This is a genomic window from Microbacterium sp. NPDC077644 (assembly GCF_040702785.1).
Classification (GTDB): domain Bacteria; phylum Actinomycetota; class Actinomycetes; order Actinomycetales; family Microbacteriaceae; genus Microbacterium.
In genome coordinates, this window is record NZ_JBFBME010000001.1 from 761,459 (window position 1) to 785,376 (window position 23,918).

The window sequence follows — 23,918 nt, forward strand, 5'->3', positions numbered from 1 at the left end:
CCTCTTCGCTGGTCCCATGGTCGGCCTGATCTGGGCCGAGGCGCGCGGTGGCGTGATCGGCGCAGAGGGCGGGATGCCGTGGCACGTGCCCGAGGACCTGGCGCACTTCAAGGAGATCACCCTGACCGCGCCCGTCGTGATGGGGCGCAAGACCTGGGATTCGCTGCCCGCGCGCTTCCGGCCTCTGCCGGGGCGGGAGAACATCGTCATCACCCGGCAGCAGGACTGGAGCGCCGATGGCGCACGCCGGGCGGCGGATCTGCCCAGCGCCGTGCGGGGGCTCGAACGCGTGTGGATCATCGGCGGCGCCGAGATCTTCGCGCAGGTGATCGGCGATGCCGACCGGCTCGAGGTGACCGAGATCGATCTCGAGGTCGCCGGTGACGCCTACGCCCCGTCGAAGGAGGGCTGGCGTCTCGTCGACGAGGGCGAGTGGCAGACGTCCCGCACCGGCATCCGCTACCGCTTCCTCGGGTACGAGCGCTGATGCCCACCGCTCTCATCACCGGCGCGAGCGCCGGGCTCGGCGAGGAGTTCGCTCGCCAGCTCGCCGGTCGCGGCGCCGATCTGGTCCTCGTCGCACGCTCGGCGGCGCCGCTCGAGCGCCTGGCGGCAGATCTGCGCGACGCGCACGGCGTGGCGGTCGACGTCCTCACCGCAGACCTCGTGGTCGCTGACGACGTGCAGCGGATCGTCGACAGGATCGCCGACCCGGAGCATTCGATCGACCTCCTCGTGAACAACGCCGGATTCGGCTTGCCGCTGCACTTCGCCGACAACGACATCGACGATGAGGTGAGGCACCTGCGCATCCATGTCGAGGCGCCCATGCGGCTCATGCACGCGGCATTGCGCAGCATGCGCGGTCGGGGCGGCCGGATCATCAACGTCGCATCCGTCGCCGGATTCATCTCGCGTTCGACGTACTCGGCCTGCAAGCAGTGGCTGATCGGCTTCAGCCGGTGGGCGAACGCCGAGTACGCAGCCGACGGCGTGACCGTCACCGCAGTCTGCCCCGGATTCACGCACACGACGTTCCACGAGCGGATGGGCCTCGCGCCCGGGCACGAGGGGATCCCCGCGATCGGCTGGCTGAACGCGCCGGACGTCGTGCGCGAGGGCCTGCGGGATGCCGCACGCGGCAGAGCCGTGTCGATTCCGTCGCTGCGGTACAAGGTCGTCGTCGCACTCACGAAGGTGCTCCCGGCATCCGTGACGGCACGCGCTGCCCGTCGCGGCCGCGTCTGAGGGCGAGCGCTCAGCGGAACCGTGCGAGGTGGATGCCCGCATAGGCGAGTGCGGCCACAGTCTCGCCGTCCGAGATGCGTCCGTCGGCGACCATCTCGAGCACCTCGGGGAACGGCACCCACACGAGGTCGACGATGCCCTCCTCCTCCTGCGCCGACCCGGATGCCGCGGAGCTCAGGCCGCGAGCGAGGAAGACGTGCTCCGGGGCGACCGTGACGCCGTTCAGGGCGTTCATCGAACCGATCGGCGTCCACTGATCGGCCTGCAGACCGGTCTCCTCGAGAAGTTCGCGTCGGGCGGCGGTCAGCGGTTCCTCGCCGTCGGTTCCGCCCGCCGGCACCTCGATCGATCGCCCCACGGTGTACCGGTCGACGGTGACCAGGCACACGCGGTCCTCGTCATCCACGGCGACGACGAACACCGCGGCGTTGCGCAGCGTGACGACGCCGTAGATGCCCTCGCCGGACGGGCCGTCGACGGCGTCCTCGCGGACCGAGATCCACGGGTTCTCGTACACGACGCGGGATGCGCGGGTCTTCCAGGTCATGCCGGTGAGCCTATCCGGCGCGGTCACGACAGGCCGAAACCGATACGCTGGGATCATGACGCACTCGGGCAACCCCTTCGGACAGGTCCTCGTCGCGCTCGTCACTCCGATGACGGCCGACGGTGAAGTCGACTGGGACGCCACCGAGAAGCACATGGACGACGTCATCGCGGGGGGTGCCGACGGCATCGTCGTGACCGGGACCACGGGCGAGACGTCGACCCTCACCGACGCCGAGAAGCTCAAGCTCGTCGAGGTCGGGCGATCGGTCTCGGCCGGGCGCGCGAAGATCATCACCGGCGGCGGCTCGAACGAGACCGCGCACGCGATCGAGCTCTACAAGGCCAGTGAGAAGGCCGGAGCCGACGGCATCATGATCGTCACGCCGTACTACAACAAGCCGACCCAGGCAGGCATCCTCACGCACTTCCGCCTGGTCGCCGACGCGACCGATCTGCCGGTGATCCTGTACGACATCCCCGGCCGTACCGGCGTCCCGATCAAGTACGAGACGATCCTGCGCCTGGCCAAGCACCCGAACATTCTCGCGGTGAAGGACGCCAAGGGCGATTTCAGCGAGGTCAGCCGCGTGCTGAACCAGACCGATCTGATGTACTTCTCCGGCGACGACGCCAATGTCCTCCCGCACCTCTCGATCGGAGCATCCGGTCTGATCGGTGTGACGGCGAACATCACCTCGGCGCCGTACCGGACGATCGTCGACGCCGTGAACCGCGGCGACCTGGCCACGGCGACGGCCGAGCACAAGCGCCTCGAGCCGCTCGTGCGGGCCACGATGACGCACGTGCCGGGCACCGTGTCGGCGAAGTACATCTTGCACGGCCTCGGCCGCATCTCCAGCCCCCGCGTCCGCCTGCCCCTGGTCGGGCCGGAGGAGTGGGAGGCCGCACTCATCGAGGACGAGCTCGCCCTGGTGAAGGACGTGCCCGGAGCCGATTTCTCGAACTTCCGCCCCGACCGCAATGCGGCCGCCGGCGGCGCGCTGCCGAAGGTGCACGGCACCACCCGCTGACACCATGCGCTGAAACGACGGGCGCAGAGCGCGCCCACAGCAATACGGGCACGACGCGTGTCCGACTGAGGAGACATCAATGTCCATTCCCATCGCCGCCCCGGAACAGCTCGCGGAGGGAACCCTCCGCATCATCCCGCTCGGCGGCCTCGGCGAGGTCGGCCGGAACATGACCACCTTCGAGTTCGACGGCAAGATCCTGATCGTCGACTGCGGCGTGCTCTTCCCCGAGGACCACCAGCCGGGCGTCGACCTGATCCTGCCCGACTTCGAGCCGATCAAGGACCGTCTCGACGACATCGTCGGCGTCGTGCTCACGCACGGCCACGAGGACCACATCGGCGCCGTGCCGTACCTGCTGCGGCTCAAGAGCGACATCCCCCTGATCGGATCCGGGCTCACCCTCGCGCTCGTCGAGGCGAAGCTCAAGGAGCACCGCATCAAGCCGTTCACCCTCACGGTGCAGGAAGGGCAGCAGGAGAAGGTCGGGCCGTTCGACCTCGAGTTCGTCGCCGTGAACCACTCGATCCCCGATGCCCTGGCGGTCGCGATCCGCACGCCTGCGGGCCTCGTGCTGGCCACGGGCGACTTCAAGATGGACCAGTTGCCGCTGGACGGCCGCATCACCGACCTCCGGGCGTTCTCGCGTCTCGGCGAGGAGGGTGTCGACCTGTTCCTCGTCGACTCCACGAACGCCGACGTCCCCGGCTTCACGCCCACCGAGCGCTCGATCGGACCCGTGCTCGACCAGGTGATCGCGAAGGCGCAGCGCCGCGTGATCGTCGCGAGCTTCTCCAGCCACGTCCACCGCGTCCAGCAGGTGCTGGACGCCGCGCACGCGAACGGCCGCCGGGTGGCGCTGCTCGGACGCAGCATGGTCCGCAACATGGGCATCGCCGCAGACCTCGGCTACCTCAAGGTGCCCGAGAACGTGCTCATCGACTACAAGAAGGCCAAGGACCTCCCCGACGACCGCATCGTCTACATGTCGACCGGATCGCAGGGCGAGCCGATGGCGGTGCTCAGCCGCATGGCGAACCTCGACCACGCCATCGAGCCGGGTGAGGGCGACACCGTCATCCTCGCCTCGAGCCTCATCCCGGGCAACGAGAACGCCGTCTACCGCGTGATCGACGGCCTGACCAAGCTCGGCGCGAACGTCGTGCACAAGGCGAACGCTCGGGTGCACGTCTCCGGACACGCGGCTGCCGGTGAGCTGCTGTACTGCTACAACATCCTCAAGCCCAAGAACGTGCTCCCGGTACACGGCGAGTACCGTCACCTCATGGCGAATGCCAAGCTCGCGCAGGAGACCGGCATCCCGGTCGAGAACACGTTCCTGGCCTCCAACGGAACGATCATCGACCTCAAGGACGGCGAGGCGCGCGTCGCCGGCCAGCACGACATCGGTTTCGTCTACGTCGACGGCTCGACGGTGGGCGAGATCACGGATGCCGATCTCAAGGACCGCCGGATCCTCGGCGAGGAGGGGTTCGTGTCGATCATCGTCGTCGTGGACGCCACTACCGGCCGCATCATCTCCGGCCCCGAGATCCATGCCCGCGGCATCGCCGAGGACGACGCGGTCTTCGAGGACGTCGTCCCGAAGATCGTCGCGGCGCTCAAGGAGGCCTCGGGCAACGGCGTGCGCGACACGCACGCGCTGTCGCAGGTCGTGCGCCGCACGATCGGGCGCTGGGTGAACCAGAAGCTGCGTCGCCGGCCCATGATCGTGCCGCTGGTCATCGAGGCCTGAATCGGCGGAAAGCCGCGTCATTACGCGGCGCCGTCGGTGGCTGAACGTAGTCTGTGACCATGGCCAGGAGCACCACGAAGACCTCGCGCGCGTCCGAGAAGACGACCTCGCGCGCCAAGGCGCAGACGGCCCCGACGAAGAAGATCCCCGCGGCACCGAAGAAGTACATCGACGAGGACGACAAGCCCTCGATCCTCGTCCGCGCGTGGGTCGGGCTCGCCCACGGCGTCGGCGGGCTGTTCCGCGCGTTCGGCCCCGAGGTCCTCGAAAAGGATCAGCGGCGCGACGGCTTCCCGTTCCTCCTCGTGATCCTCGCGTGTCTCGGCGCCGTCGACGAGTGGTTCTTCATCGGCAACGAGGTCGCGCAGAACATCAGCGCCTACACGGTCGGCGGGCTGATCGGGCGCACCGCGTTCCTCATGCCCGTCATGCTGCTGATCCTCGCCGGCTGGCTGTTCCGGCATCCGTCATCCGTCCACGACAACGGCCGCATCGGCATCGGATTCGGACTGTTCGTGATCTCGATCGCCGGCATCTGCCACGTCGCGGGCGGTCAGCCCGAGCCGCGGCAGGGCATGCCCGCCCTGAGCGCAGCCGGCGGTCTGTTCGGATGGATGCTGGGCGAGCCGCTGTCGTACCTGACCGACATCGTCGCCTACATCGTGCTGAGCCTGCTCGCTCTGCTGAGCATCCTCATCATCACCAAGACGCCGCCGAACAAGATCGGCCCGCGTCTCGGAGACCTGTATGCCTGGATGTTCGGCGCAGAGCGCCCCGAGCGGGTCGAGAAGGATTCCGACGGGTCGTCCGGCGACCTCGTCGAGATCGCCGAAGAGGACTCGCTGCCGTGGTGGCGCCGCAACAAGAGCGGCCGCGAAGAGGATCCGGACGAGGGGATCGGCTCACAGGACCTCACGGAGCTGCTCTCGGGAGCAGATGACGCCCACGCGAACACGGCGTACGACCAGGCCGTCATCCTCGACGACCCGTCGGATGCCGCCACCGAGGTGCTCAGCGATGTCGCCGGCGTCATGCAGGGACTCTCGGGTCAGAGCGGCACGGCTCTGCTCGACGACTCGGGCGACACCGGTGAGCAGCCCGAATTGCCCGGGCTCTCCGGCTTCGGCACCGACGGGCCGGGGGAGCGGGGGCTGCAGGCGCCGAGCGCGCCCTACGTGCTGCCCTCCCCAGGCGTGCTCCGCGAGGGCCCGCCGCCGGTGGTGCGCTCGGATGCCACAGACAAGGTGATCCAGCAGCTCACCAGCGTGCTGGAGCAGTTCAAGGTCGACGCCAAGGTGACGGGCTTCTCCCGCGGACCGACGGTGACGCAGTACGAGGTCGAGGTCGGGCACGGCGTCAAGGTCGAGAAGATCACGCAGCTGTCGAACAACTTCGCCTACGCCGTGGCGTCCAACGACGTCCGCATCCTCTCGCCGATCCCCGGCAAGAGCGCCATCGGCATCGAGATCCCGAACGCCGACAAGGAGATGGTCGCGCTCGGCGATGTGCTGCGCTCGCCCGCCGCGCAGAAGAGCACGCACCCGATGACGATCGGCGTCGGCAAGGACGTCGGCGGCAACATCGTCGTCGCGAACCTCGCCAAGATGCCCCACTTGCTCGTGGCCGGCTCCACCGGATCCGGTAAGTCGAGCTTCGTGAACTCGATGATCACGAGCCTGCTGATGCGGGCACGGCCGGCCGATGTGCGCATGGTGCTCATCGACCCCAAGCGCGTCGAACTCACCAGTTACGCCGGTGTTCCCCACCTGATCACGCCCATCATCACCAACCCGAAGAAGGCCGCTGAGGCGCTGCAGTGGGTGGTGAAGGAGATGGACATGCGGTACGACGACCTCGCGTCGTTCGGATTCCGTCACATCGACGACTTCAACAAGGCCGTCCGCGCCGGCGAGGTCGAGGTGCCGGCCGGCAGCGAGCGGGTGCTCAAGCCGTACCCGTACCTGCTCGTCGTCGTCGACGAGCTCGCCGACCTCATGATGGTCGCCCCGCGCGACGTCGAGGACTCGATCGTCCGTATCACGCAGCTCGCCCGGGCCTCCGGCATCCACCTCGTGCTGGCGACGCAGCGCCCGAGCGTGGACGTCGTGACCGGCCTCATCAAGGCGAACGTCCCCTCACGGCTCGCGTTCGCGGTGACGAGCGTCACTGACAGCCGCGTGATCCTGGATGCTCCCGGTGCCGACAAGCTCATCGGTCAGGGTGACGCTCTGTTCTCGCCCATGGGATCGTCGAAGCCGTTCCGTCTGCAGGGCGCGTGGGTCGAGGAGACCGAGATCGACGCCGTCGTCAAGCACGTCACCGCACAGGCTCGGCCGGAGTACCGCGCCGATGTGCAGGAGGCCATGGACCCGGCCAAGAAGAAGGAGGTCGACGAGGACATCGGCGACGACCTCGAGGTGCTTCTCGCCGCCGCCGAGCTCGTGGTGTCGTCGCAGTTCGGATCGACCTCCATGCTGCAGCGCAAGCTGCGGGTCGGCTTCGCGAAGGCGGGTCGATTGATGGATTTGCTCGAGTCGCGTGAGATCGTCGGTCCGTCCGAGGGGTCCAAGGCCCGCGACGTGCTCGTCACCGCCGAGCAGCTGCCCGCCGTGATGGCCAAGCTGCGCGGCGAGGATGCGCCGCCCGCGCCCGCGGCGGCGCCCGCGACTCCCGCCGCCGAGTCCGTCGACTACGGTCGCGATCCGATCGAATCGCAGTTCGAGGGACTGCCGGTCGTCGACGAGGATCAGGGCGACGAAGACGCCTGGGGCCTGACGGGCCGCGACTGATGACGATTCCCCGGCAGCTGCCGAACGCGATCACGATCGCCCGTATCCCGCTCGCGGTCGTATTCTTCGTGCTGCTGCTGCTCGGCGGCGTCTACGGCCACGCTGACATGGTGATCCGCTGGGTCGCCGGCGGACTCTTCGTGCTCGCGATCTCCACGGACTGGGTCGACGGGTACCTGGCACGCAAGTACGACATCGTCAGCGACTTCGGCAAGCTCTGGGACCCGATCGCCGACAAGCTGCTCACCGGCGCCGGTTTCGTCGGGCTCGCCATCCTCGGCGAATGGCCCTGGTGGGTCGTCATCCTCATCCTGATCCGCGAGTGGGGCATCACGATCCACCGCTTCGTGGTCGCGAACGATCACATCGTCGCGGCCGCCTGGATGGGCAAGCTCAAGACGGCGTTCCAGGGCGTGGCGCTGAGCTGGTGGCTGCTTCCGCTCCATCAGCTGATCGGTATGGACTGGTGGACCGGTGTCGGCATCGTCCTCATGTACGCGACGCTCGTGCTGACTGTCGCCAGCGGCATCGACTACGTCGTCTCGCAGGTGCGCGGCTCACGCGCCGGCCGGGCATGAGCGACACGGCTCGGCTCGTCGCCGCACTCACGGCTCGCGGCTGGACCATCGGCGTCGCAGAATCGCTCACCGGGGGAGCGCTCAGCGCCGAGATCGTCACGGTCCCCGGCGCCTCTGCGACGCTTCTCGGGGGAGTGGTGGCCTACGCGACGCCGGTCAAGGCGTCGCTGCTCGGTGTGGATGCCGCACTGCTCGCAGAACACGGACCGGTGCATCCCGAGGTCGCGATCCAGATGGCGACAGGTGTCCGCGAGGCCGTGCAGGTCGACGGCCGCCGCGCAGACGTCGGAATCGCCACGACCGGTATCGCCGGGCCCGACTCGCCGGACGGGCAGCCCGTCGGCACGGTGCACATCGGCGTCGCGACACCGGACGGCGCGCGTGCGTACGGCTTCCGATTCGACGGAGACCGCGCCGCAGTGCGCGCCGCATCCGTGCAGGCTGCGGTCGCCGCGGTGCTGACAGCACTCGGGGAATAGCCCCCGTGGGACCCGCGTTGTCCCAGATGTGTCGTTCTCAACGAAACCACAGCGTGAAACGGTAGCGTTTTCAACAGAGAGTCGGGTTAGACTGGCGATCCGTTCGGAGGCGACTCCGATCTGGGGAATGGAGAGGAGGTTCCGATGATTCTTGTTCGACAGGAAATCGGCGATGTGCTGAGGGACTTCCGCCTGCAGAAGGGGCGCACGCTCCGGCAGGTCGCGAGCAAGGCGTCGGTGGCGCTCGGATATCTGAGCGAGGTCGAACGCGGCCAGAAGGAGGCGTCCAGCGAGATCCTCGCATCGGTCGCCGAGGCGCTCGACGTCCCCATCTCGCGGATCATGCGCGAGGTCGGAGACCGGATCTCCGTGCTCGAGGGCATCCAGGTGTTCCCCGATGTGGTTCCCGACGACCTGGTGGCGTCGGTCGAGCCCGAGCTGTCCCTCCACTGACCCCGAGGCGAATCAGGACGACGGATGCGACGCAGCGAGTTCCATCGCGCGGTCGAAGATGAGTTCGGTGGACGCTCGGTCGCGATCATGAGCGATCTCGTACTCGGAGCGATCGGGAACCGCACGGCCGCAGAGGCGCTGGAGAGCGGCGTGCCGCCGCGGGAGATCTGGGCCGCGCTGTGCGCCGAGATGGATGTTCCGCCTGAGCGCCGCTACGGCGTCGGCCGACTGGAACCGCGCCGGCGCTGAGCCTTCGCAGCGAGGGTTCGCTCTGACGGGCCCGGCGTGTCGTCGAAGATGTGTTCGAAGTGCGCGTATCGTTCTGCACAAGTGGTTACGAAGCACTGTCGTCCACCGTTCGTGGTGAATCCGATGCAATGTCGGATGCCCCTCCTACGGTGTTCACAGGCCCAGGAGCCATACGCCTTGTCGGAGAGTCCACCCCAGCCGGGGCGGCCGCGACAGCCTACAGGCGGCACCACGCGAACACATGAGGAGCACGTCATGCCATCAACCGCAGACCGCGAGAAGTCCCTGGAATCGGCTCTCGCCCAGATCGACCGTCAGTTCGGAAAGGGCTCGGTCATGCGACTGGGCAGCGATGAGCGCGCACCGGTCGCCGTCGTCCCGACGGGCTCCATCGCCCTCGACGTCGCCCTCGGCGTGGGCGGCCTCCCGCGTGGACGCATCGTCGAGATCTACGGGCCGGAGTCGTCGGGTAAGACGACCCTGACCCTGCACGCCATCGCCAACGCGCAGCGAGCCGGCGGCATCGCGGCGTTCATCGACGCCGAGCACGCGCTCGACCCCGAGTACGCCAAGAAGCTCGGCGTCGACATCGACGCCCTGCTGGTGTCGCAGCCCGACACCGGTGAGCAGGCTCTCGAGATCGCCGACATGCTCGTGCGCTCCGGGGCGATCGACCTCATCGTCGTCGACTCCGTCGCAGCTCTCGTGCCGCGCGCCGAGATCGAGGGCGAGATGGGCGACTCGCACGTCGGCCTGCAGGCCCGCCTCATGTCGCAGGCACTGCGCAAGCTGACCGGTGGCCTGAACCAGACCAACACGACCATGATCTTCATCAACCAGTTGCGCGAGAAGATCGGCGTGTTCTTCGGATCTCCCGAGACGACCGCCGGCGGCAAGGCGCTGAAGTTCTACGCGTCGGTCCGCATGGACATCCGTCGGATCGAGACGCTCAAGGACGGCACCGAGGCGGTCGGAAACCGCACACGTGTCAAGGTCGTCAAGAACAAGATGGCGCCGCCGTTCAAGCAGGCCGAGTTCGACATCCTCTACGGCGTCGGCATCTCGCGCGAAGGCAGCCTGATCGACTTCGGCGTCGAGCACGGCATCGTGAAGAAATCGGGCTCCTGGTACACCTACGACGGCGACCAGCTCGGCCAGGGCAAGGAGAACGCCCGCAACTTCCTGATCGCGAACCCCGACATCGCGCTGACGATCGAGACGCAGATCAAGCAGAAGCTCGGAATCGGAGGACCGGCGGCCGACGCGGCAGCGGCACCGGCCGGTGCAGACGAGCTGGCTCAGCGCCGCCCGGCCTGATGCCGCACACGCACGATGACGGGGGCGAGGACCGCCTCGCCCCCGTCATCCCGCTCTTCGGCGGACGAGTCGCACGAGCATCCGATCTGCAGCCCGGGGAGGTCGACGGCCCACCGGTCACGAGCGAGAGGATGGCTGCGCAGGGTCCTCGTCCGGATCGCACGGTCGAGCGCGGCGAACCCGATGCCGACGACGTCGCACAGCGGGCCGAGGAGGCCCTGGTGCGCAAACTGCGCGCGAGGTCGCTCTCGGTCTCAGAGGCGCGTCAGGTGCTCCGGGGCCACGACCTCGATCAGTCCCGTATCGACGACGTGATCGACCGGTTCTGCGAACGCGGCTACCTCGACGACTCCCTGCTCGCCGAGCATCTGGTGATCTCCGGGGTCGAGCGCAAGGGGCAGGGCCGTGTCGCGCTGTCGCGCGCGCTCGCCCAGCGCGGGATCCCGCGGGACGTCATCGACACCGCCCTCGGCGACCTTCCCGATGACGACGCCGAACGGGCTCTCGAGTTCGCCAGGACCAAGGCGCGGTCGTTGTCGAGGCTCGACTTCGACACGGCGCTGCGCAGACTGATGGGTCAGCTCGCACGCCGAGGCTACGGCGGATCGGTCGCCGCCAACGCCGCCCGCACGGCGTTGGGCGAGGCATCGCTCGGGGCGCCGAGGACGGGCGTGAGGTTCGTCGACTCGGAATGACCTCGAGTCCGGCGTCGGGCTCGCGCTCGTAGAATGGGGAGCACCATGACTATTCCTCGCAGCGAACCGACGATCATCTCGGCGTCCTCTGCGGCCGTCGATGCCGACGGCCGCCAGCGCACGTACGAGGTGCGCACCTTCGGGTGTCAGATGAACGTGCACGACTCCGAACGACTCTCCGGATCCTTGGAGAGCGCCGGATATCTGCGCGCCGAGGCGGGTACCGAGGCCGACGTCGTCATCATCAACACGTGCGCCGTGCGCGACAACGCCGCCGGCAAGCTCTACGGCACACTCGGCCACCTCGCTTCGGTCAAGCGCCGCAAGGAGGGCATGCAGATCGCGGTCGGCGGCTGCCTCGCCCAGATGGACAAGGATGCCGTGCTCGACAAGGCACCGTGGGTCGATGTCGTCTTCGGCACGCACAACATGGGTTCGCTTCCCGGCCTGCTCGAGCGCGCCAAGCACAACGGCGACGCCGAGCTCGAGATCCTCGAGTCGCTCGAGGTCTTCCCCTCGACCCTCCCCACCAAGCGCGACTCGGCGCACAGCGGTTGGGTGTCGATCTCGGTCGGCTGCAACAACACCTGCACGTTCTGCATCGTCCCGAGCCTGCGGGGCAAGGAGAAGGACCGTCGGCCAGGCGACATCCTGAACGAGATCCGCCTCCTCGTCGAGGACGGCGCGATCGAGGTCACCCTGCTCGGCCAGAACGTCAACTCCTACGGCGTGGAGTTCGGCGATCGGCAGGCCTTCGGCAAGCTGCTGCGCGCCGCCGGTCAGATCGACGGACTCGAGCGCGTGCGCTTCACCAGTCCGCACCCCGCCGCGTTCACCGACGACGTCATCGACGCGATGGCGGAGACGCCCAATGCCATGCCCCAGCTGCACATGCCCCTGCAGTCGGGCAGCGACCGCATCCTCAAGGCGATGCGCCGCTCCTATCGGAGCGAGAAGTTCCTGGGCATCCTCGACCGTGTGCGCGAGCGCATTCCGCACGCGGCGATCTCCACCGACATCATCGTCGGGTTCCCCGGCGAGACCGACGAGGACTTCGAGGACACCATGCGCGTCGTCGAGCAGGCGCGATTCGCGAACGCCTTCACGTTCCAGTACTCGATCCGCGAGGGGACACCCGCCGCGACGATGGAGGATCAGGTTCCCAAGGCCGTCGTGCAGGAGCGCTACGACCGACTGATCGCCCTGCAGGAGCGCATCTCGCTCGAGGAGAACCAGAAGCAGGTCGGCCGCGAGGTCGAGGTTCTCGTCTCGGTCGGCGAGGGCAAGAAGGACGCCGAGACGCACCGCCTCACCGGCCGTGCGCAGGACAACCGGCTCGTGCACTTCGAGGTGACTCCCGGCTCCGACCTGCCGCGCCCCGGTGATGCGGTGACCGTGACGATCACCCACGGTGCGCCGTTCCACCTCCTGGCGGACGACCCGACGGGCGCGCCGCTGCGCATCCGGCGCACGCGCGGTGGCGATGCCTGGGATCGCGCACAGGCGGAGTCCTGCGGCATCCCCGCCCCCTCGGGCGCATCCGGCGCTCCGCGCGCCGTCTCACTGGGCCTTCCCACGCTCCGCGTGGGCGTGTGAGCCGGCCCCCGACCGAGGTGAGCGACACCGGTTCGCGCGTCTGGGCGATCGTCGGCGCCACGGGAACGGGCAAGAGCGACCTCGCACTCCGCCTCGCCGAGGCGCTGCGCGAGACCGGCAACCCCGCCGAGATCGTCAACGCCGACGCCATGCAGCTCTACCGCGGTATGGACATCGGGACGGCCAAGCTCTCCGTCGACGAGCGCCGCGGCATCCCGCACCACCTGTTCGACGTCCGCGAGGTCACCCAGGACGCCGCCGTGGCCTGGTACCAACCGCTCGCACGGGCGGCGATCGCGGGCATCCACGCACGCGGCGGCGACGCCGTCCTCGTGGGCGGGTCCGGTCTGTACGTCTCGAGCGTGATCTTCGACTTCCGCTTCCCGCCCCGCGACCCCGAAGTGCGCGAGCGGCTCGAACGCGAACTCGACGAGCAGGGCGCCGGTGCCCTCTTCGCCCGGCTCCAGCAGGCGGATGCCGTCACCGCGGCCCGCGTCGATCCGAAGAACGGCCGACGCATCGTGCGCGCCCTCGAGGTGATCGAGCAGGGCGCGCAGACCCACGGTGCGGCGCTCCCCGACGAACCCCTGCTGTGGCACCCGCGGACGCGGATCCTCGGCGTGAGTGCGGACCGCGCGGAACTCGTCGCCAGGCTCGATGCCCGAGTGAAGCGCATGTGGGAGCAGGGCATGCTCGACGAGGCCGCGCGTCTGCGCGCGGACGGGATCGAACGCGGCACCACAGCACCGCGCGCGATCGGCTACGCGCAGGCGCTCGCGCAGCTGGCGGGGGAGAAGACCGAAACCGAGGCCATCGCCGAGACGCAGGCGCTCACTCGCCGGTACGCCCGGCGGCAGGTGTCGTGGTTCAAGCGATACCCCGGTATCGAGTGGCTCTCGTCGATGTCCGACCCCCGTGACATCCTGGCGGGATGACGACCCACTTCTTCACGGCGACGAGCCTGGACGGATTCATCGCCACCGCTGACCATTCGCTGGACTGGCTGCTGAAGCAGGACTTCGACGAGAACGGACCGATGGCGTACCCGGAGTTCATCCGGAACATCGGCGCCCTCGCCATGGGCGCTTCCACGTACGAGTGGGTCATGCGGCACGAGAACGGTGCGTGGAGCTACGAGCAGCCCACCTGGGTGTTCACGCATCGAGACCTGGCCCTGCCGGAGAGCGGTGACGTCCGGCTGACGCACGACGACGTGCGCGCTGTCCACGCGGCCATGACCGCGGCGGCGGGCGACAAGGACATCTGGATCGTCGGCGGGGGAGACCTGGCCGGGCAGTTCGCCGACGCGGGGCTGCTCGACGAGGTCTGGCTGCAGTACGCGCCCGTCACACTCGGCAGCGGTGCTCCGGTGCTGCCGCGCTCCCTCGACCTCGAACTCGTCGACGTCGCTCGCAACCGTGCATTCCTGTGCGGGCGATATCGCGTGCTCCGCGCTGAATAGACTGGATCCATGGTCGCATTCACCAAGGGTCACGGCACGGGCAACGATTTCGTGATCATCGCCGACCCCGACGGGGAGCTCGACCTCACGCCGGAGCAGGTCGCCGCTCTGTGCGACCGCCACTTCGGCATCGGAGCCGACGGCGTGCTGCGCGTCGTCCGCTCGACGGCGATTCCCGAGGGCGCGGATGCTCTGGCCGAGGAACCGGCGGCCGAGTGGTTCATGGACTACCGCAACGCCGACGGGTCGATCGCCGAGATGTGCGGCAACGGCGTCCGGGTGTTCGCGCACTACCTCCTCCGAGCGGGACTGGCCATGATCGAGCAGGGCTCGACGCTGCCGATCGGCACACGGGCGGGCGTCCGCGACGTGACGACCAGTGCGAACGGATACCAGGTCGACCTCGGCCGGTGGAAGCTGTCGGGCGACGATCCTCTCGCCAAGGCCCGTGGTCTCGATGTGGCCCGCCCAGGCCTCGGCATCGACGTCGGCAATCCGCACGTCGTCGTCGCCCTGGCATCCGAGCAGGAGCTCGAAGGACTCGAGCTCGAATACATCCCCGAACTCGATCCGGCGCTGCCGAACGGCGCGAACGTCGAGTTCGTCGTACCGGGCGAGCCGCTCGTCCGAGACGGCATCGGGCACGTCTCGATGCGCGTGTTCGAGCGCGGGGTCGGTGAGACCCTCAGCTGCGGAACGGGCGTGGCGGCCACGGCTCTGGCGGTCCGGTACTGGGCGGGGGACCGCGCCCCGGACAACTGGCGCGTCGAGGTGCCGGGCGGCACGCTCGGCGTGCGGATGTTCCCGGCGGAGGACGGCGAGCACGTCGCGCTCTCCGGGCCCGCGCAGTTAGTATTCAGCGGCACGGTCGACCTCGCCTGACACGTCGGCGGAGCGGAATGAGTCGTCGTGTGACGACTCGGAGTGACAGCACGGTTGCCGTTCGGTGACGATGGTGCGCATGAGCAAGCAGATCCGCTTCAACGCCTTCGACATGAACTGCGTCGCCCACCAGTCCTCCGGCATGTGGCGGCACCCGCAGGACCAGTCCGCGCGCTACAAGGAGCTCGGCTACTGGACCGAGCTCGCGCAGCTGCTCGAGCGCGGCCACTTCGACGGCCTCTTCATCGCGGATGTCCTCGGCACCTACGATGTCTACGGCTCCTCCAACGAGGCGGCCATCCGGCACGGCGCACAGGTGCCCGTGAACGACCCCATCCTGCTCGTGAGCGCCATGGCGGCGGTCACCGAGAACCTCGGCTTCGGCATCACCGCCGGCACCGCGTACGAGCATCCGTATCCCTTCGCGCGCCGCATGACGACGCTCGACCACCTGACGAACGGACGAGTCGGCTGGAACGTCGTCACGGGGTACCTGCCCTCCGCCGCGCGCAACATGGGTCACGACGACCAGCTCGAGCACGACCAGCGTTACGACGTCGCCGACGAGTACCTCGAGGTGACCTACAAGCTCTGGGAGGGCTCGTGGGAGGACGACGCGGTCGTCCGCGACCGCGAGTCCGGGGTTTTCACCGACCCGGCCAAGGTGCACGAGATCGGCCACAGCGGCGAGCACTTCACGGTCCCCGGCATCCACATCTCCGAGCCGTCGCCGCAGCGCACGCCGGTGATCTTCCAGGCCGGCGCCTCGCCGCGCGGGATCGCGTTCGCCGCGGGCAACGCCGAGGCGATCTTCGTCGCTGCCCCGACCAAGACGGTGCTGGCCGGCACCGTCAAGCGCATCCGCGACGCCCTCGAGGCGGCAGGACGCGATCGGTACTCGGCGAAGATCTACACGCTGCTCACGATCATCACCGACGAGACGAGCGAGAAGGCGCACGCGAAGCACGAGGACTTCCTGCAGTACGCGAGCGACGAGGGTGCGCTGGTCTTCATGTCGGGATGGATGGGCATCGACCTGTCGCAGTTCGACCTCGATGAGCCCATCGGCAATGTCAAGAGCAACGCGATCCAGTCGACGGTCGCGAACTTCCAGCAGGCGGACGACTCCGGCAAGGAGTGGAAGGTGCGCGACATCGCCAAGCTCGGCAACATCGGGGGCCTCGGGCCCCGCGTCGTCGGGTCGCCGGAGGAGGTCGCCGACTTCCTGCAGGAATGGGTGGAGGAGACCGACGTCGACGGATTCAACCTCGCCTACGCGATCACACCGGGCACGTTCGAGGACGTTGTGGAGTTCATCGTCCCTGAGCTGCAGCGTCGTGGGGTCTATCAGACCGAGTACGCACCCGGCACGTTGCGCAACAAGCTGCACGGCCGCGGAGACCGGCTGCCGGACGAGCACCGCGGTGCCGGCTTCAAGATCGGGAACCGGGTCGGCGTCTGATCACGCCAGCGCGATCGGCTCCGTCGGGGGAGAGCCGTGCTTGCGCACCTTGATCACACGGAATCCCTTGCCCGTGGCTGAGCGGAACACGCTGTAGCCGGGCGTGAAGGTCGCTGCGAGCCAGCGCTGCAGCGAATCCGCGCCGAGATTGCGCTGGACGACCAGCCACGCATCGCTGCGCTCGTCCAGGCGGGGGATCCAGCGCTCGAGCATGTCGTGCAGCACGTTCTTGCCCACGCGGATCGGCGGGTTCGAGCGGATGGTGCGGAATCGGATGTCGTCGGGAACATCGTCCGGCCGTACGGCGTTGATATTCATCAGACCCAGCTCATCGGCATTCCGGCGGACGAGGTCCAGTGCGCGTTCGTTGACATCGACGGCCCACACCGTCGCATGCGGCGAGGCGAGAGCCATCGTGAGACTGATGGGACCCCATCCGCAGCCCAGGTCCAGGAAGTCGCCGCCCGGCGGCAGCGGCGGCATGTTGGCGAGGAGAACGGCCGTCCCGGCATCCAGGCGGTCGGGACTGAACACGCCGCCGGCGGTGGTGACCTCGAGGTCGCGACCGGCGAGAGTCACCCGAATGGTCCGAAGATTCTCCGCACTTGCCGGGGCCGCAGAGAAGTAGTGATCGGACCCCATAGGGCGAGCGTACCGGACGGGCGGGTTAAGGTTAAGACGCCGAACGTAGAAGGCAGAGGATGACGAAGACCACACAAGACACCCACGACGAGACCCTCGATCGTGTGATCGCGAGCGCAGAGAAGCGCACCGAGGCGAGAGTGTTCGGTGCGGCCCAGGCGCTGCAGGATGCCGGCACGGCTGCGTACGGCGACCGCGACGGAGACCAGTGGGATCTCGACGATCGCCATGCGCTGCGCCGCGTGGCAGGGCTCTCCACCGAGCTCGAGGACGTCACCGAGGTCGAGTACCGCCAGCTGCGACTCGAGAACGTCGTGCTGGTCGGCGTGTACCCGCAGGGCGCGCAGACCGATGCCGAGAACTCGCTGCGCGAACTCGCCGCCCTCGCAGAGACGGCAGGAGCCGTCGTGCTCGACGGCGTGCTGCAGCGGCGGCCGCATCCCGACCCCGCCACCTACCTCGGCCGGGGCAAGGCGCAGGAGCTGAAGGACCTGGTCGCCGCGACCGGCGCCGACACGGTGATCGCCGACACCGAGCTCGCCCCCAGCCAGCGCCGCGCGCTGGAGGACGTGGTGAAGGTCAAGGTGATCGATCGCACCACCGTGATCCTCGACATCTTCAGCCAGCACGCCAAGAGCCGCGAGGGTAAGGCCCAGGTCGAGCTCGCTCAGCTCGAGTACCTGCTGCCTCGTCTGCGCGGTTGGGGTGACTCGATGAGCCGCCAGGCCGGTGGTCAGGTCGGAGCGGGCGGCGCCGGTATGGGCTCCCGCGGCCCCGGTGAGACGAAGATCGAGCTCGATCGTCGCCGCATCCGCACGCGCATGGCGCAGTTGCGTCGCCAGATCCGCGACTTCGCACCGGCGCGCGACGCCAAGCGCGCCGAGCGCAAGCGCAACACGATTCCGTCGGTCGCGATCGCCGGGTACACGAACGCCGGCAAGTCGAGCCTGCTCAACGCGCTCACGAGCGCGGGGGTCCTCGTCGAGAACGCCCTGTTCGCGACGCTGGATGCCACGGTGCGCCGCACCACGACCGATGACGGCCGCGTCTACACGTTCACCGACACCGTCGGTTTCGTGAGGAACCTGCCGCACCAGCTCGTCGAGGCGTTCCGCTCGACGCTCGAGGAGGTCGGCGACGCCGACATCGTCCTGCACGTCGTGGACGGCTCGCACCCGGACCCCGCCGGTCAGCTGCAGACGGTGCGCGACGTCATGGGCGACGTTGGCGCCCGAGATCTGCCCGAGATCGTCGTGTTCAACAAGGCCGACATCATCCCCGAGGACGACCGGCTCGTGCTCCAGGGTCTCGAGCCGAAGGCGCACTTCGTCTCATCGCGCACCGGTGAGGGAATCGAAGAGCTGCGCGCCGCGATCGACGAGGCACTGCCGATGCCCGCCGTCGAGGTGCACGCCCTCGTGCCCTACGACAGGGGAGATCTCGTGGCGGCCGTGCACGAGACGGGCATCCTCGTCTCTGCGGAGCACGGCGAGCACGGGACGCAGATCCACGCGCACGTCTCGGAGCGTCTCGCGGCGGAATTGGCTCCATTCGCGCGCGCCTGACGGACTGCCTCTCGCGCCGAGATCAGGAACTGTGACCGGGATCAGGAGCCCTCACGCCGGATCATCCTGATCTCGGTCAAGCATCCTGATTTCGGGAAGCGCTCAGCGGGCGGTGAAGCGGGCCTCCACCGTCGCTGAGACGACGATGTCATCCGGCTCGTACTCCATGGCGGGCCCGGAGTCCGCGGATGCCGCGAAGGCTGCGCCGCGCGCTTTCATCATCTGCGGCGCGGGCGACTGCTCGCGAGAGATGAGACCGGTGTCCGCGATCTCCAACGGCGTGACGGACTCGAGTCCGAGGGCGCCGGCATACGCCTGGGCGCGTTGCACGGCGACGCCGACCGCCACGGATGCGACTTCGCGCTCCGCGTCGGCACGCGTCTGCGGCGTGAGGTGCCAGTTCACCCAGCCGACCTCGACACCATCCCACGCTGAGATCTCGGACACCCAGACCGAGAGCTCCGAGGCCTCGCCGAACGTCGCGGTGAAGTCGATGCTCGCGTGATAGACGAGCGCGAGGCGCTTGCCCTGGTTGTTCCACGGGCGCTCCGCACGCACGGCGAGACGCTTGCTGGTCCATTCGATGAGCGTTCCGGCATCGTGCCGTTCGGCGAGTTCGGCGAGTCCGGCGCGAACCGGTTCAGCCAGTCGCATGGCGTGGTCGACGACGGTTGCACGGGCGGCGCCCTCCGTGCGGACCGTGAGGTGGATGGTCGCGCGCTCGGGAGCGATGCGCTCCTCGTGCTCGCCCCGGACGGTGATGGTGACGTCGCTCATGGTATAGACTGTAATGCTCGGATGCTCCGGTTTTCCGAGTTGGTAATTCCACAGTGTGACAGCGGTCCCTTCGCAAGAAGGAACACGGGGCTGATCGGTTTCGACAGCGCCTGTGAATCCACGAGAAGCGGGCCGAGGATGCAGGGTTATCTCGTGAACGCTCCCTGCAAAAACATAGTTGCCGAATCCAAGCGCAACGACTTCGCCCTCGCTGCATAAGCGAGCCCGATAGTCCGTCAGACCGTATGTGATTCCGATACGGATCCTGGCGTCATCTAGGAATCTTGCTGCGTGACGGCGTCTGGACGTCACGTGGGACTCTTCCCAGGCTGGGCTTGTCGACTTAGGTGTCTGTGACAAAGGTCGGAGCCGAGCAGAACGTCTGCACAGACTGCGCCCGGAGAAGCCGTGGATACTCAGCGTTGGACGGGGGTTCGATTCCCCCCAGCTCCACCAGCCGCTGTCACTGGATGAAGGCCCGCGCCGGAGAGATCCGACGCGGGCCTTCATCGTGCGGTCAGGGCCGCTTGATGAGCACGAGGCCTTGCCGGGTGTCGGCGAGCGTCACCCAGCCGTCGCCGAACTCGTACGTCATGCCGTAGCCGTCCTCGTCGACGGCGAAGGCGTAGTCGGGATCCTCGGTGATGTACAGGTGTCCGTCTGCGTCGGCGCGGAGCCACCCCTGGGAGAGGAGTTTCTGCTGCGCTGCTGCGGACGCCTCAGCATCCATCGGCGCCCAGCCGAACACCTGCACGTGATCGGAGGGCACGGAGTAGTCGCCCCACACGCACTCGAAGCCGTCCGCAACGATGTCCTCGCCGATGCGGAACTCCTGCTGCTTGAACGTCCAGCCCTGCTCGGCGAACATCGCGGTGGTGCTCGGCGCGAGGATCGTCTCGCAACTCGGCTCGGCGACCGGGGTCTCGACCGGTTCGGTCTCGACGGGTTCGGGGTCGGGTGTGGAAGCCGGATCCGGTGCTGAAGCGGTGGGCGTCGGCGTACTGGTCGGGGCGATCTCGGGTTCGGCCGCGCACCCGGAGACACCGGCGAGCACGGCGATCGACGCGAGCGCCATGACGGGGATTCTGCGGTTCATCTCAGGCCTCCTCGTGCACGAGATCGAGGAAGGCATCGTGCAGGATGCCGTTGGACGCGAGCACCGACCGCTCGGAGATGCTGTCGTTGCCGTCGAACGAGGTGAACACGCCGCCGGCCTCGCGCACGATCGGCACGGCAGCGGCGATGTCGTATTCCTTCACATCGAACTCGGCCACCATCTCGAGCCGGCCCTCGGCGAGGAGCATGTACGAGTAGACGTCGCCCAGGCCGCGATCGCGCCAGACCCGGTCGGCGAGGCGGAGCAGGGCGGGGAGGTGACCGGCATCCGCCCACTGGGTGATGCTCTGGAAGCTGACCGCCGCATCGTCGAGGGATGCGATCGCCGACGTGCGGATCTGCCGGGGGCGGGGATGCGCAGCCGTCCACGCACCGTCTCCGGTGCTCGCCCACCAGCGTCGCCCCAGCGCAGGCATGCTCACGACACCGACCTGGGGGACGCCGTCGACGGCGAGCGCGATCATCGTGCCCCACAGCGGCACCCCGCGCATGAAATTCGCCGTGCCGTCGATCGGGTCGATGATCCACTGCCGCCGCGTGTCGCCCGACGAACCGAACTCCTCGCCGAAGATGCCGTCGGCGGGACGCTCGTCTGCGAGGATCGCGCGCAGCGCTCGCTCGGTGGCAAGGTCCGCATCGGTCACATGCGTCCGATCGGCCTTCGTCGAGATCTGCAGGTCTGCGGAGTCGAAGCGGGGTAGCGACTCTGCATCCGCGGCATCCGCCAGCCGGAGAGCGAGTTCGAGATCGGCGGCGAGACCTGCCGCGTCAGGGGAATCGGTCACGCTCTCAGACTAGTCGGCGTGATCGACGCCGGAATGCAGAAAAGCCCCGGAGCACTGGCGAGAGTGCTTCGGGGCTGATCCGTGCGCCCCCAGGGACTTGAACCCTGAACCCATTGATTAAGAGTCAATTGCTCTGCCGATTGAGCTAGAGGCGCATGGCCTGGGATCTCCCCGGCCGAGGAATTACATTACCAGCTTCGCAGCCTCATGCGAAATCGGCGCCGCATCCTCACTCGACCGCGATCGTGCGGCCGTCGGTGAGCCGCTGCAAGGTCTCGAAGGTCAGGGGCATGACGGTGTGCGGATGCCCCGCGGCCGCCCAGATCTCATCGAAGTCGAGGAGCTTCTCGTCGAGGAACGTGCGCAGCCGTGACGGGTGTCCGATCGGCGCGACGCCGCCGATCGCCTGACCGGTCGCGTCCCGCACGACGGATGCCGGCGCCATGTGCACGGCCTCCGCTCCCAGCTCGGCGGCGAGCACGGCGACGTCGGCGCGGTGCCCGCCGCTGGTCATCACGAGCACGGGCTCGTCGTCGGCGAGGAACACGAGGCTGTTCGCGATCGCCGCGACCTCGCAGCCGATCGCCGCTGCCGCCTCCGCGGCGGTGCGCGCGGAATCGGGCAGTACCCGGATCGCAGGTGCGATGCCGGCCGCTTCCAGGTGCTGGCTGACGATGCGACTGCGCTCGGGGAGGGTTTCGCTCATGCGACCCAACGTACCCCGGGGCGTGTCAGGCGGCGTCGCCGACCGTGATGGCCTCGGCGTCCTCCGCGACGGGATCTTCCGGCTCATCGTCGATCCTGGCGAGGATGCCGCGCCCGAGGAACACCGTCAGTGCGGCGACGAGGGCGGATGCCGCGGCGAACAGGTACGGGACCGTGGAGTCGAACGCGTGCCACAGCAGGGCCGCGATCGGCGGCGCCATCGCGCCGCCGATGAAGCGCACGGCCGAGTACGCCGACGAGGCGACGGATCGCGGGAGGTCTGTCGCCTCCATGACGGCCTCGGTGAGGACGGTGTTCATCACGCCGAGGAGCAGGCCGCCGATGATGATGCAGACGACGAGTGCCGATGCCGTCTCGGCGAGCAATCCCGCGGCGACGAGGTCGACCGCGAGCAGGGGCAGGATCGTGAGGATGATCGCCGTGCGCGACATGCGCCTCATCATCCACGGTGCCAGCCAGATGCTGGTGATCGCCAGTGCCACGCCCCAGCCGAAGAACGTGAACCCGATGCCCATCGCGCCGAAGCCCAGCGGGAACGGCGAGAACGCGAGCAGCACGAAGAAGCCGATGTTGTAGAACAGCGCCGCCACGGCGAGGATCGCGAGGGCCGGGCGCCCAAGAGCCTTGAACGGCGCCGAGAACGGCACGGGTTCCCGCTTCCCGCCGGAATCGCGCAGCAGCGTGAGCACCGCGATCAAGGCGATGGCCATCAGAGCGACGACGCCGAAGAACGGACCGCGCCAGCTGACCTCGCCCAGCAATCCGCCCAGCAGTGGCCCGATCGCGATGCCGAGGCCGAGCGCGGCCTCGTAGAGCACGATCGCCGCGCCGCTGCCGCCGGACGCGGAGCCGACGATCGTCGCCAGGGCCGTCGAGATGAACAGGGCGTTGCCCAGACCCCACCCGGCCCGGAAGCCGATGATCGCGTCGACGCTGCCGCTGAGCGCCGAGGCCAGGGCGAAGGCCACGATGAGGCCCAGCCCGATCATCAGCGTCGCCTTGGCTCCGATGCGGCTGGAGACCCAGCTCGTGATGAGCATCGCGAGACCCGTGACGAGCAGATAGCTGGTGAAGAGCAGTTCGGTCTCGGTCGGGCTCGCCTGCAGCGATTCGGCGATCGCGGGGAGGATCGGGTCGACGAGGCCGATGCCCATGAATGCGACGACGCTCGCGAAGGCGACGGCCCAGACTTGGGCGGGCTGGCGCCAGATCGATCCGGTTGCTGTCGCGTCGCCTGAAACGGCCGTGTTCACGCGTTCTCTCCTGTCTGTTCGGATTCTTCGATGCTGTGCGCGGCGAGGATCTCGGCGGCGCGGCGCAGTGCGTCCCAGCCCGCCGCGTCGAGGTCGGCGAAGCGCGGTGCGAGCGCGGCGCGGAACGATTCGCGCCACTCCGCGAGTGCCCGCAGTCCCTCCGGCGTGATGTCGACGACGGTCGCGCGCGAATCGGAGGGATCGGGGGCGCGCGTCACCAGTCCGGCGCGCTCCAGATCGCCCACCAGCCGCGTCATTCCCGGCTGAGTCGTTCGCGAGGCGCGGGCGAGCTCTCCGACGCGTCTGCCTGAGGTCCGCTCGAGCAGAGTGAGCGCACGCCACTGGGCTGCGGGCGCGTCGTTCTCAGCATCCTGTGCGGCGATGCGGGCCAGCGCGTGGGCCGAGACCACGATCGACGAGATGACATCCGGGCGATTCATACCAAAAAGTATATACCTGCTGGTATGAATGGCCCGACTTGACGATGAGCGCGATCCCGTCCTAGAGT

Annotated in this window: 25 protein-coding genes, 1 tRNA gene and 1 other RNA gene; 18 read left to right on the top strand and 9 right to left on the bottom strand. The window is 68.3% G+C overall.

Going from position 1 to position 23,918, the window contains the following annotated elements:
* Positions 1–16 precede the first annotated feature (16 nt).
* Both AB0269_RS03630 and AB0269_RS03635 read left to right on the top strand, forming a co-directional pair.
* Positions 17–487, top strand: coding sequence for a dihydrofolate reductase (locus AB0269_RS03630; protein WP_366209872.1), 471 nt, complete (start codon positions 17–19; stop codon positions 485–487).
* Positions 487–1,248 (top strand): SDR family oxidoreductase, encoded by a 762-nt coding sequence (locus AB0269_RS03635; protein ID WP_366209874.1) that lies wholly within the window; start codon positions 487–489, stop codon positions 1,246–1,248. Before AB0269_RS03630 ends, AB0269_RS03635 begins: the two co-directional genes overlap by 1 nt.
* A 10-nt stretch (positions 1,249–1,258) precedes the next feature.
* Here the strand turns inward: AB0269_RS03635 and AB0269_RS03640 are convergent, their stop codons facing one another.
* Positions 1,259–1,795, bottom strand: a complete 537-nt coding sequence (locus AB0269_RS03640) for an NUDIX hydrolase (protein ID WP_366209876.1) — start codon at positions 1,793–1,795, stop codon at positions 1,259–1,261.
* A 55-nt stretch (positions 1,796–1,850) separates the two neighbouring features.
* Between AB0269_RS03640 and dapA the strand changes: the two genes are divergently transcribed.
* The 14 genes from dapA (at position 1,851) to AB0269_RS03710 (ending at position 16,546) form a co-directional block, all read left to right on the top strand.
* The gene (dapA, locus tag AB0269_RS03645; RefSeq protein WP_366209878.1) at positions 1,851–2,828 is read left to right on the top strand and encodes a 4-hydroxy-tetrahydrodipicolinate synthase; all 978 of its coding nucleotides are present in this window, start codon (positions 1,851–1,853) and stop codon (positions 2,826–2,828) included.
* A gap of 79 nt (positions 2,829–2,907) precedes the next feature.
* Positions 2,908–4,584 (top strand): ribonuclease J, encoded by a 1,677-nt coding sequence (locus tag AB0269_RS03650; RefSeq protein WP_366209879.1) that lies wholly within the window; start codon positions 2,908–2,910, stop codon positions 4,582–4,584.
* 59 nt (positions 4,585–4,643) lie between these two features.
* A complete protein-coding gene (locus tag AB0269_RS03655; RefSeq protein WP_366209881.1) occupies positions 4,644–7,373 on the top strand; it encodes a DNA translocase FtsK 4TM domain-containing protein in 2,730 nt (909 codons plus the stop codon).
* A complete protein-coding gene (gene pgsA / locus AB0269_RS03660) occupies positions 7,373–7,951 on the top strand; it encodes a CDP-diacylglycerol--glycerol-3-phosphate 3-phosphatidyltransferase (protein ID WP_366209882.1) in 579 nt (192 codons plus the stop codon). Before AB0269_RS03655 ends, pgsA begins: the two co-directional genes overlap by 1 nt.
* Complete coding sequence (locus tag AB0269_RS03665; RefSeq protein ID WP_366209883.1) at positions 7,948–8,430, top strand: CinA family protein; 483 nt, start codon at positions 7,948–7,950, stop codon at positions 8,428–8,430. The genes pgsA and AB0269_RS03665 overlap by 4 nt, the downstream gene beginning before the upstream one ends.
* Before the next feature lie 144 nt (positions 8,431–8,574).
* Positions 8,575–8,883, top strand: coding sequence for a helix-turn-helix transcriptional regulator (locus AB0269_RS03670; RefSeq protein WP_175986089.1), 309 nt, complete (start codon positions 8,575–8,577; stop codon positions 8,881–8,883).
* A gap of 24 nt (positions 8,884–8,907) precedes the next feature.
* Entirely contained in the window at positions 8,908–9,132 is a 225-nt protein-coding gene (locus AB0269_RS03675) for a DUF3046 domain-containing protein (protein ID WP_366209884.1), read from the top strand.
* A gap of 255 nt (positions 9,133–9,387) precedes the next feature.
* Entirely contained in the window at positions 9,388–10,449 is a 1,062-nt protein-coding gene (gene recA / locus AB0269_RS03680; protein WP_366209885.1) for a recombinase RecA, read from the top strand.
* On the top strand, positions 10,449–11,144 hold the full coding sequence (locus AB0269_RS03685) for a regulatory protein RecX (RefSeq protein ID WP_366209887.1): 696 nt from the start codon (positions 10,449–10,451) through the stop codon (positions 11,142–11,144). The genes recA and AB0269_RS03685 overlap by 1 nt, the downstream gene beginning before the upstream one ends.
* A gap of 45 nt (positions 11,145–11,189) precedes the next feature.
* Positions 11,190–12,740 (top strand): tRNA (N6-isopentenyl adenosine(37)-C2)-methylthiotransferase MiaB, encoded by a 1,551-nt coding sequence (gene miaB / locus AB0269_RS03690; RefSeq protein WP_366209888.1) that lies wholly within the window; start codon positions 11,190–11,192, stop codon positions 12,738–12,740.
* The gene (miaA, locus tag AB0269_RS03695; protein WP_366209889.1) at positions 12,737–13,675 is read left to right on the top strand and encodes a tRNA (adenosine(37)-N6)-dimethylallyltransferase MiaA; all 939 of its coding nucleotides are present in this window, start codon (positions 12,737–12,739) and stop codon (positions 13,673–13,675) included. The genes miaB and miaA overlap by 4 nt, the downstream gene beginning before the upstream one ends.
* Positions 13,672–14,202, top strand: coding sequence for a dihydrofolate reductase family protein (locus AB0269_RS03700; protein ID WP_366209890.1), 531 nt, complete (start codon positions 13,672–13,674; stop codon positions 14,200–14,202). Before miaA ends, AB0269_RS03700 begins: the two co-directional genes overlap by 4 nt.
* A gap of 9 nt (positions 14,203–14,211) precedes the next feature.
* The gene (gene dapF / locus AB0269_RS03705) at positions 14,212–15,084 is read left to right on the top strand and encodes a diaminopimelate epimerase (RefSeq protein WP_366209891.1); all 873 of its coding nucleotides are present in this window, start codon (positions 14,212–14,214) and stop codon (positions 15,082–15,084) included.
* Positions 15,085–15,163: 79 nt separating this feature from the next.
* The gene (locus AB0269_RS03710; RefSeq protein ID WP_366209892.1) at positions 15,164–16,546 is read left to right on the top strand and encodes an LLM class flavin-dependent oxidoreductase; all 1,383 of its coding nucleotides are present in this window, start codon (positions 15,164–15,166) and stop codon (positions 16,544–16,546) included.
* Here the strand turns inward: AB0269_RS03710 and AB0269_RS03715 are convergent, their stop codons facing one another.
* Positions 16,547–17,188: a methyltransferase gene (locus AB0269_RS03715; RefSeq protein WP_366209893.1), complete on the bottom strand. Its 642-nt coding sequence runs from the start codon at positions 17,186–17,188 to the stop codon at positions 16,547–16,549. It abuts the gene before it with no gap.
* Between the two features lie 59 nt (positions 17,189–17,247).
* On the opposite strand from AB0269_RS03715, the gene hflX reads away from it, so the two are divergent.
* A complete protein-coding gene (gene hflX / locus AB0269_RS03720) occupies positions 17,248–18,753 on the top strand; it encodes a GTPase HflX (protein WP_366209894.1) in 1,506 nt (501 codons plus the stop codon).
* Positions 18,754–18,855: 102 nt separating this feature from the next.
* On the opposite strand, the gene AB0269_RS03725 is transcribed toward hflX, so the two are convergent.
* Positions 18,856–19,530, bottom strand: a complete 675-nt coding sequence (locus tag AB0269_RS03725) for an SIMPL domain-containing protein (RefSeq protein WP_366209895.1) — start codon at positions 19,528–19,530, stop codon at positions 18,856–18,858.
* Between the two features lie 86 nt (positions 19,531–19,616).
* Between AB0269_RS03725 and ssrA the strand changes: the two genes are divergently transcribed.
* Positions 19,617–19,986: a transfer-messenger RNA gene (gene ssrA, locus AB0269_RS03730) on the top strand.
* Positions 19,987–20,047: 61 nt separating this feature from the next.
* Here ssrA and AB0269_RS03735 read toward each other — a convergent pair.
* The 6 genes from AB0269_RS03735 to AB0269_RS03760 all read right to left on the bottom strand — a co-directional run bounded on the left by AB0269_RS03735 (position 20,048) and on the right by AB0269_RS03760 (position 23,850).
* Complete coding sequence (locus AB0269_RS03735) at positions 20,048–20,626, bottom strand: hypothetical protein (protein WP_366209896.1); 579 nt, start codon at positions 20,624–20,626, stop codon at positions 20,048–20,050.
* A 1-nt stretch (position 20,627) separates the two neighbouring features.
* Positions 20,628–21,431: an inositol monophosphatase family protein gene (locus AB0269_RS03740; RefSeq protein ID WP_366209897.1), complete on the bottom strand. Its 804-nt coding sequence runs from the start codon at positions 21,429–21,431 to the stop codon at positions 20,628–20,630.
* 82 nt (positions 21,432–21,513) lie between these two features.
* Positions 21,514–21,586: transfer RNA gene (locus AB0269_RS03745), tRNA-Lys, on the bottom strand.
* A gap of 74 nt (positions 21,587–21,660) precedes the next feature.
* Positions 21,661–22,137 carry a YbaK/EbsC family protein gene (locus tag AB0269_RS03750; protein WP_366209898.1) on the bottom strand — a complete coding sequence of 159 codons (477 nt, stop codon included), beginning with the start codon at positions 22,135–22,137 and terminating at the stop codon, positions 21,661–21,663.
* 25 nt (positions 22,138–22,162) lie between these two features.
* Positions 22,163–23,410: an MFS transporter gene (locus AB0269_RS03755; RefSeq protein WP_366209899.1), complete on the bottom strand. Its 1,248-nt coding sequence runs from the start codon at positions 23,408–23,410 to the stop codon at positions 22,163–22,165.
* The gene (locus tag AB0269_RS03760; protein WP_366209900.1) at positions 23,407–23,850 is read right to left on the bottom strand and encodes a MarR family transcriptional regulator; all 444 of its coding nucleotides are present in this window, start codon (positions 23,848–23,850) and stop codon (positions 23,407–23,409) included. Before AB0269_RS03760 ends, AB0269_RS03755 begins: the two co-directional genes overlap by 4 nt.
* Positions 23,851–23,918 lie beyond the last annotated feature (68 nt).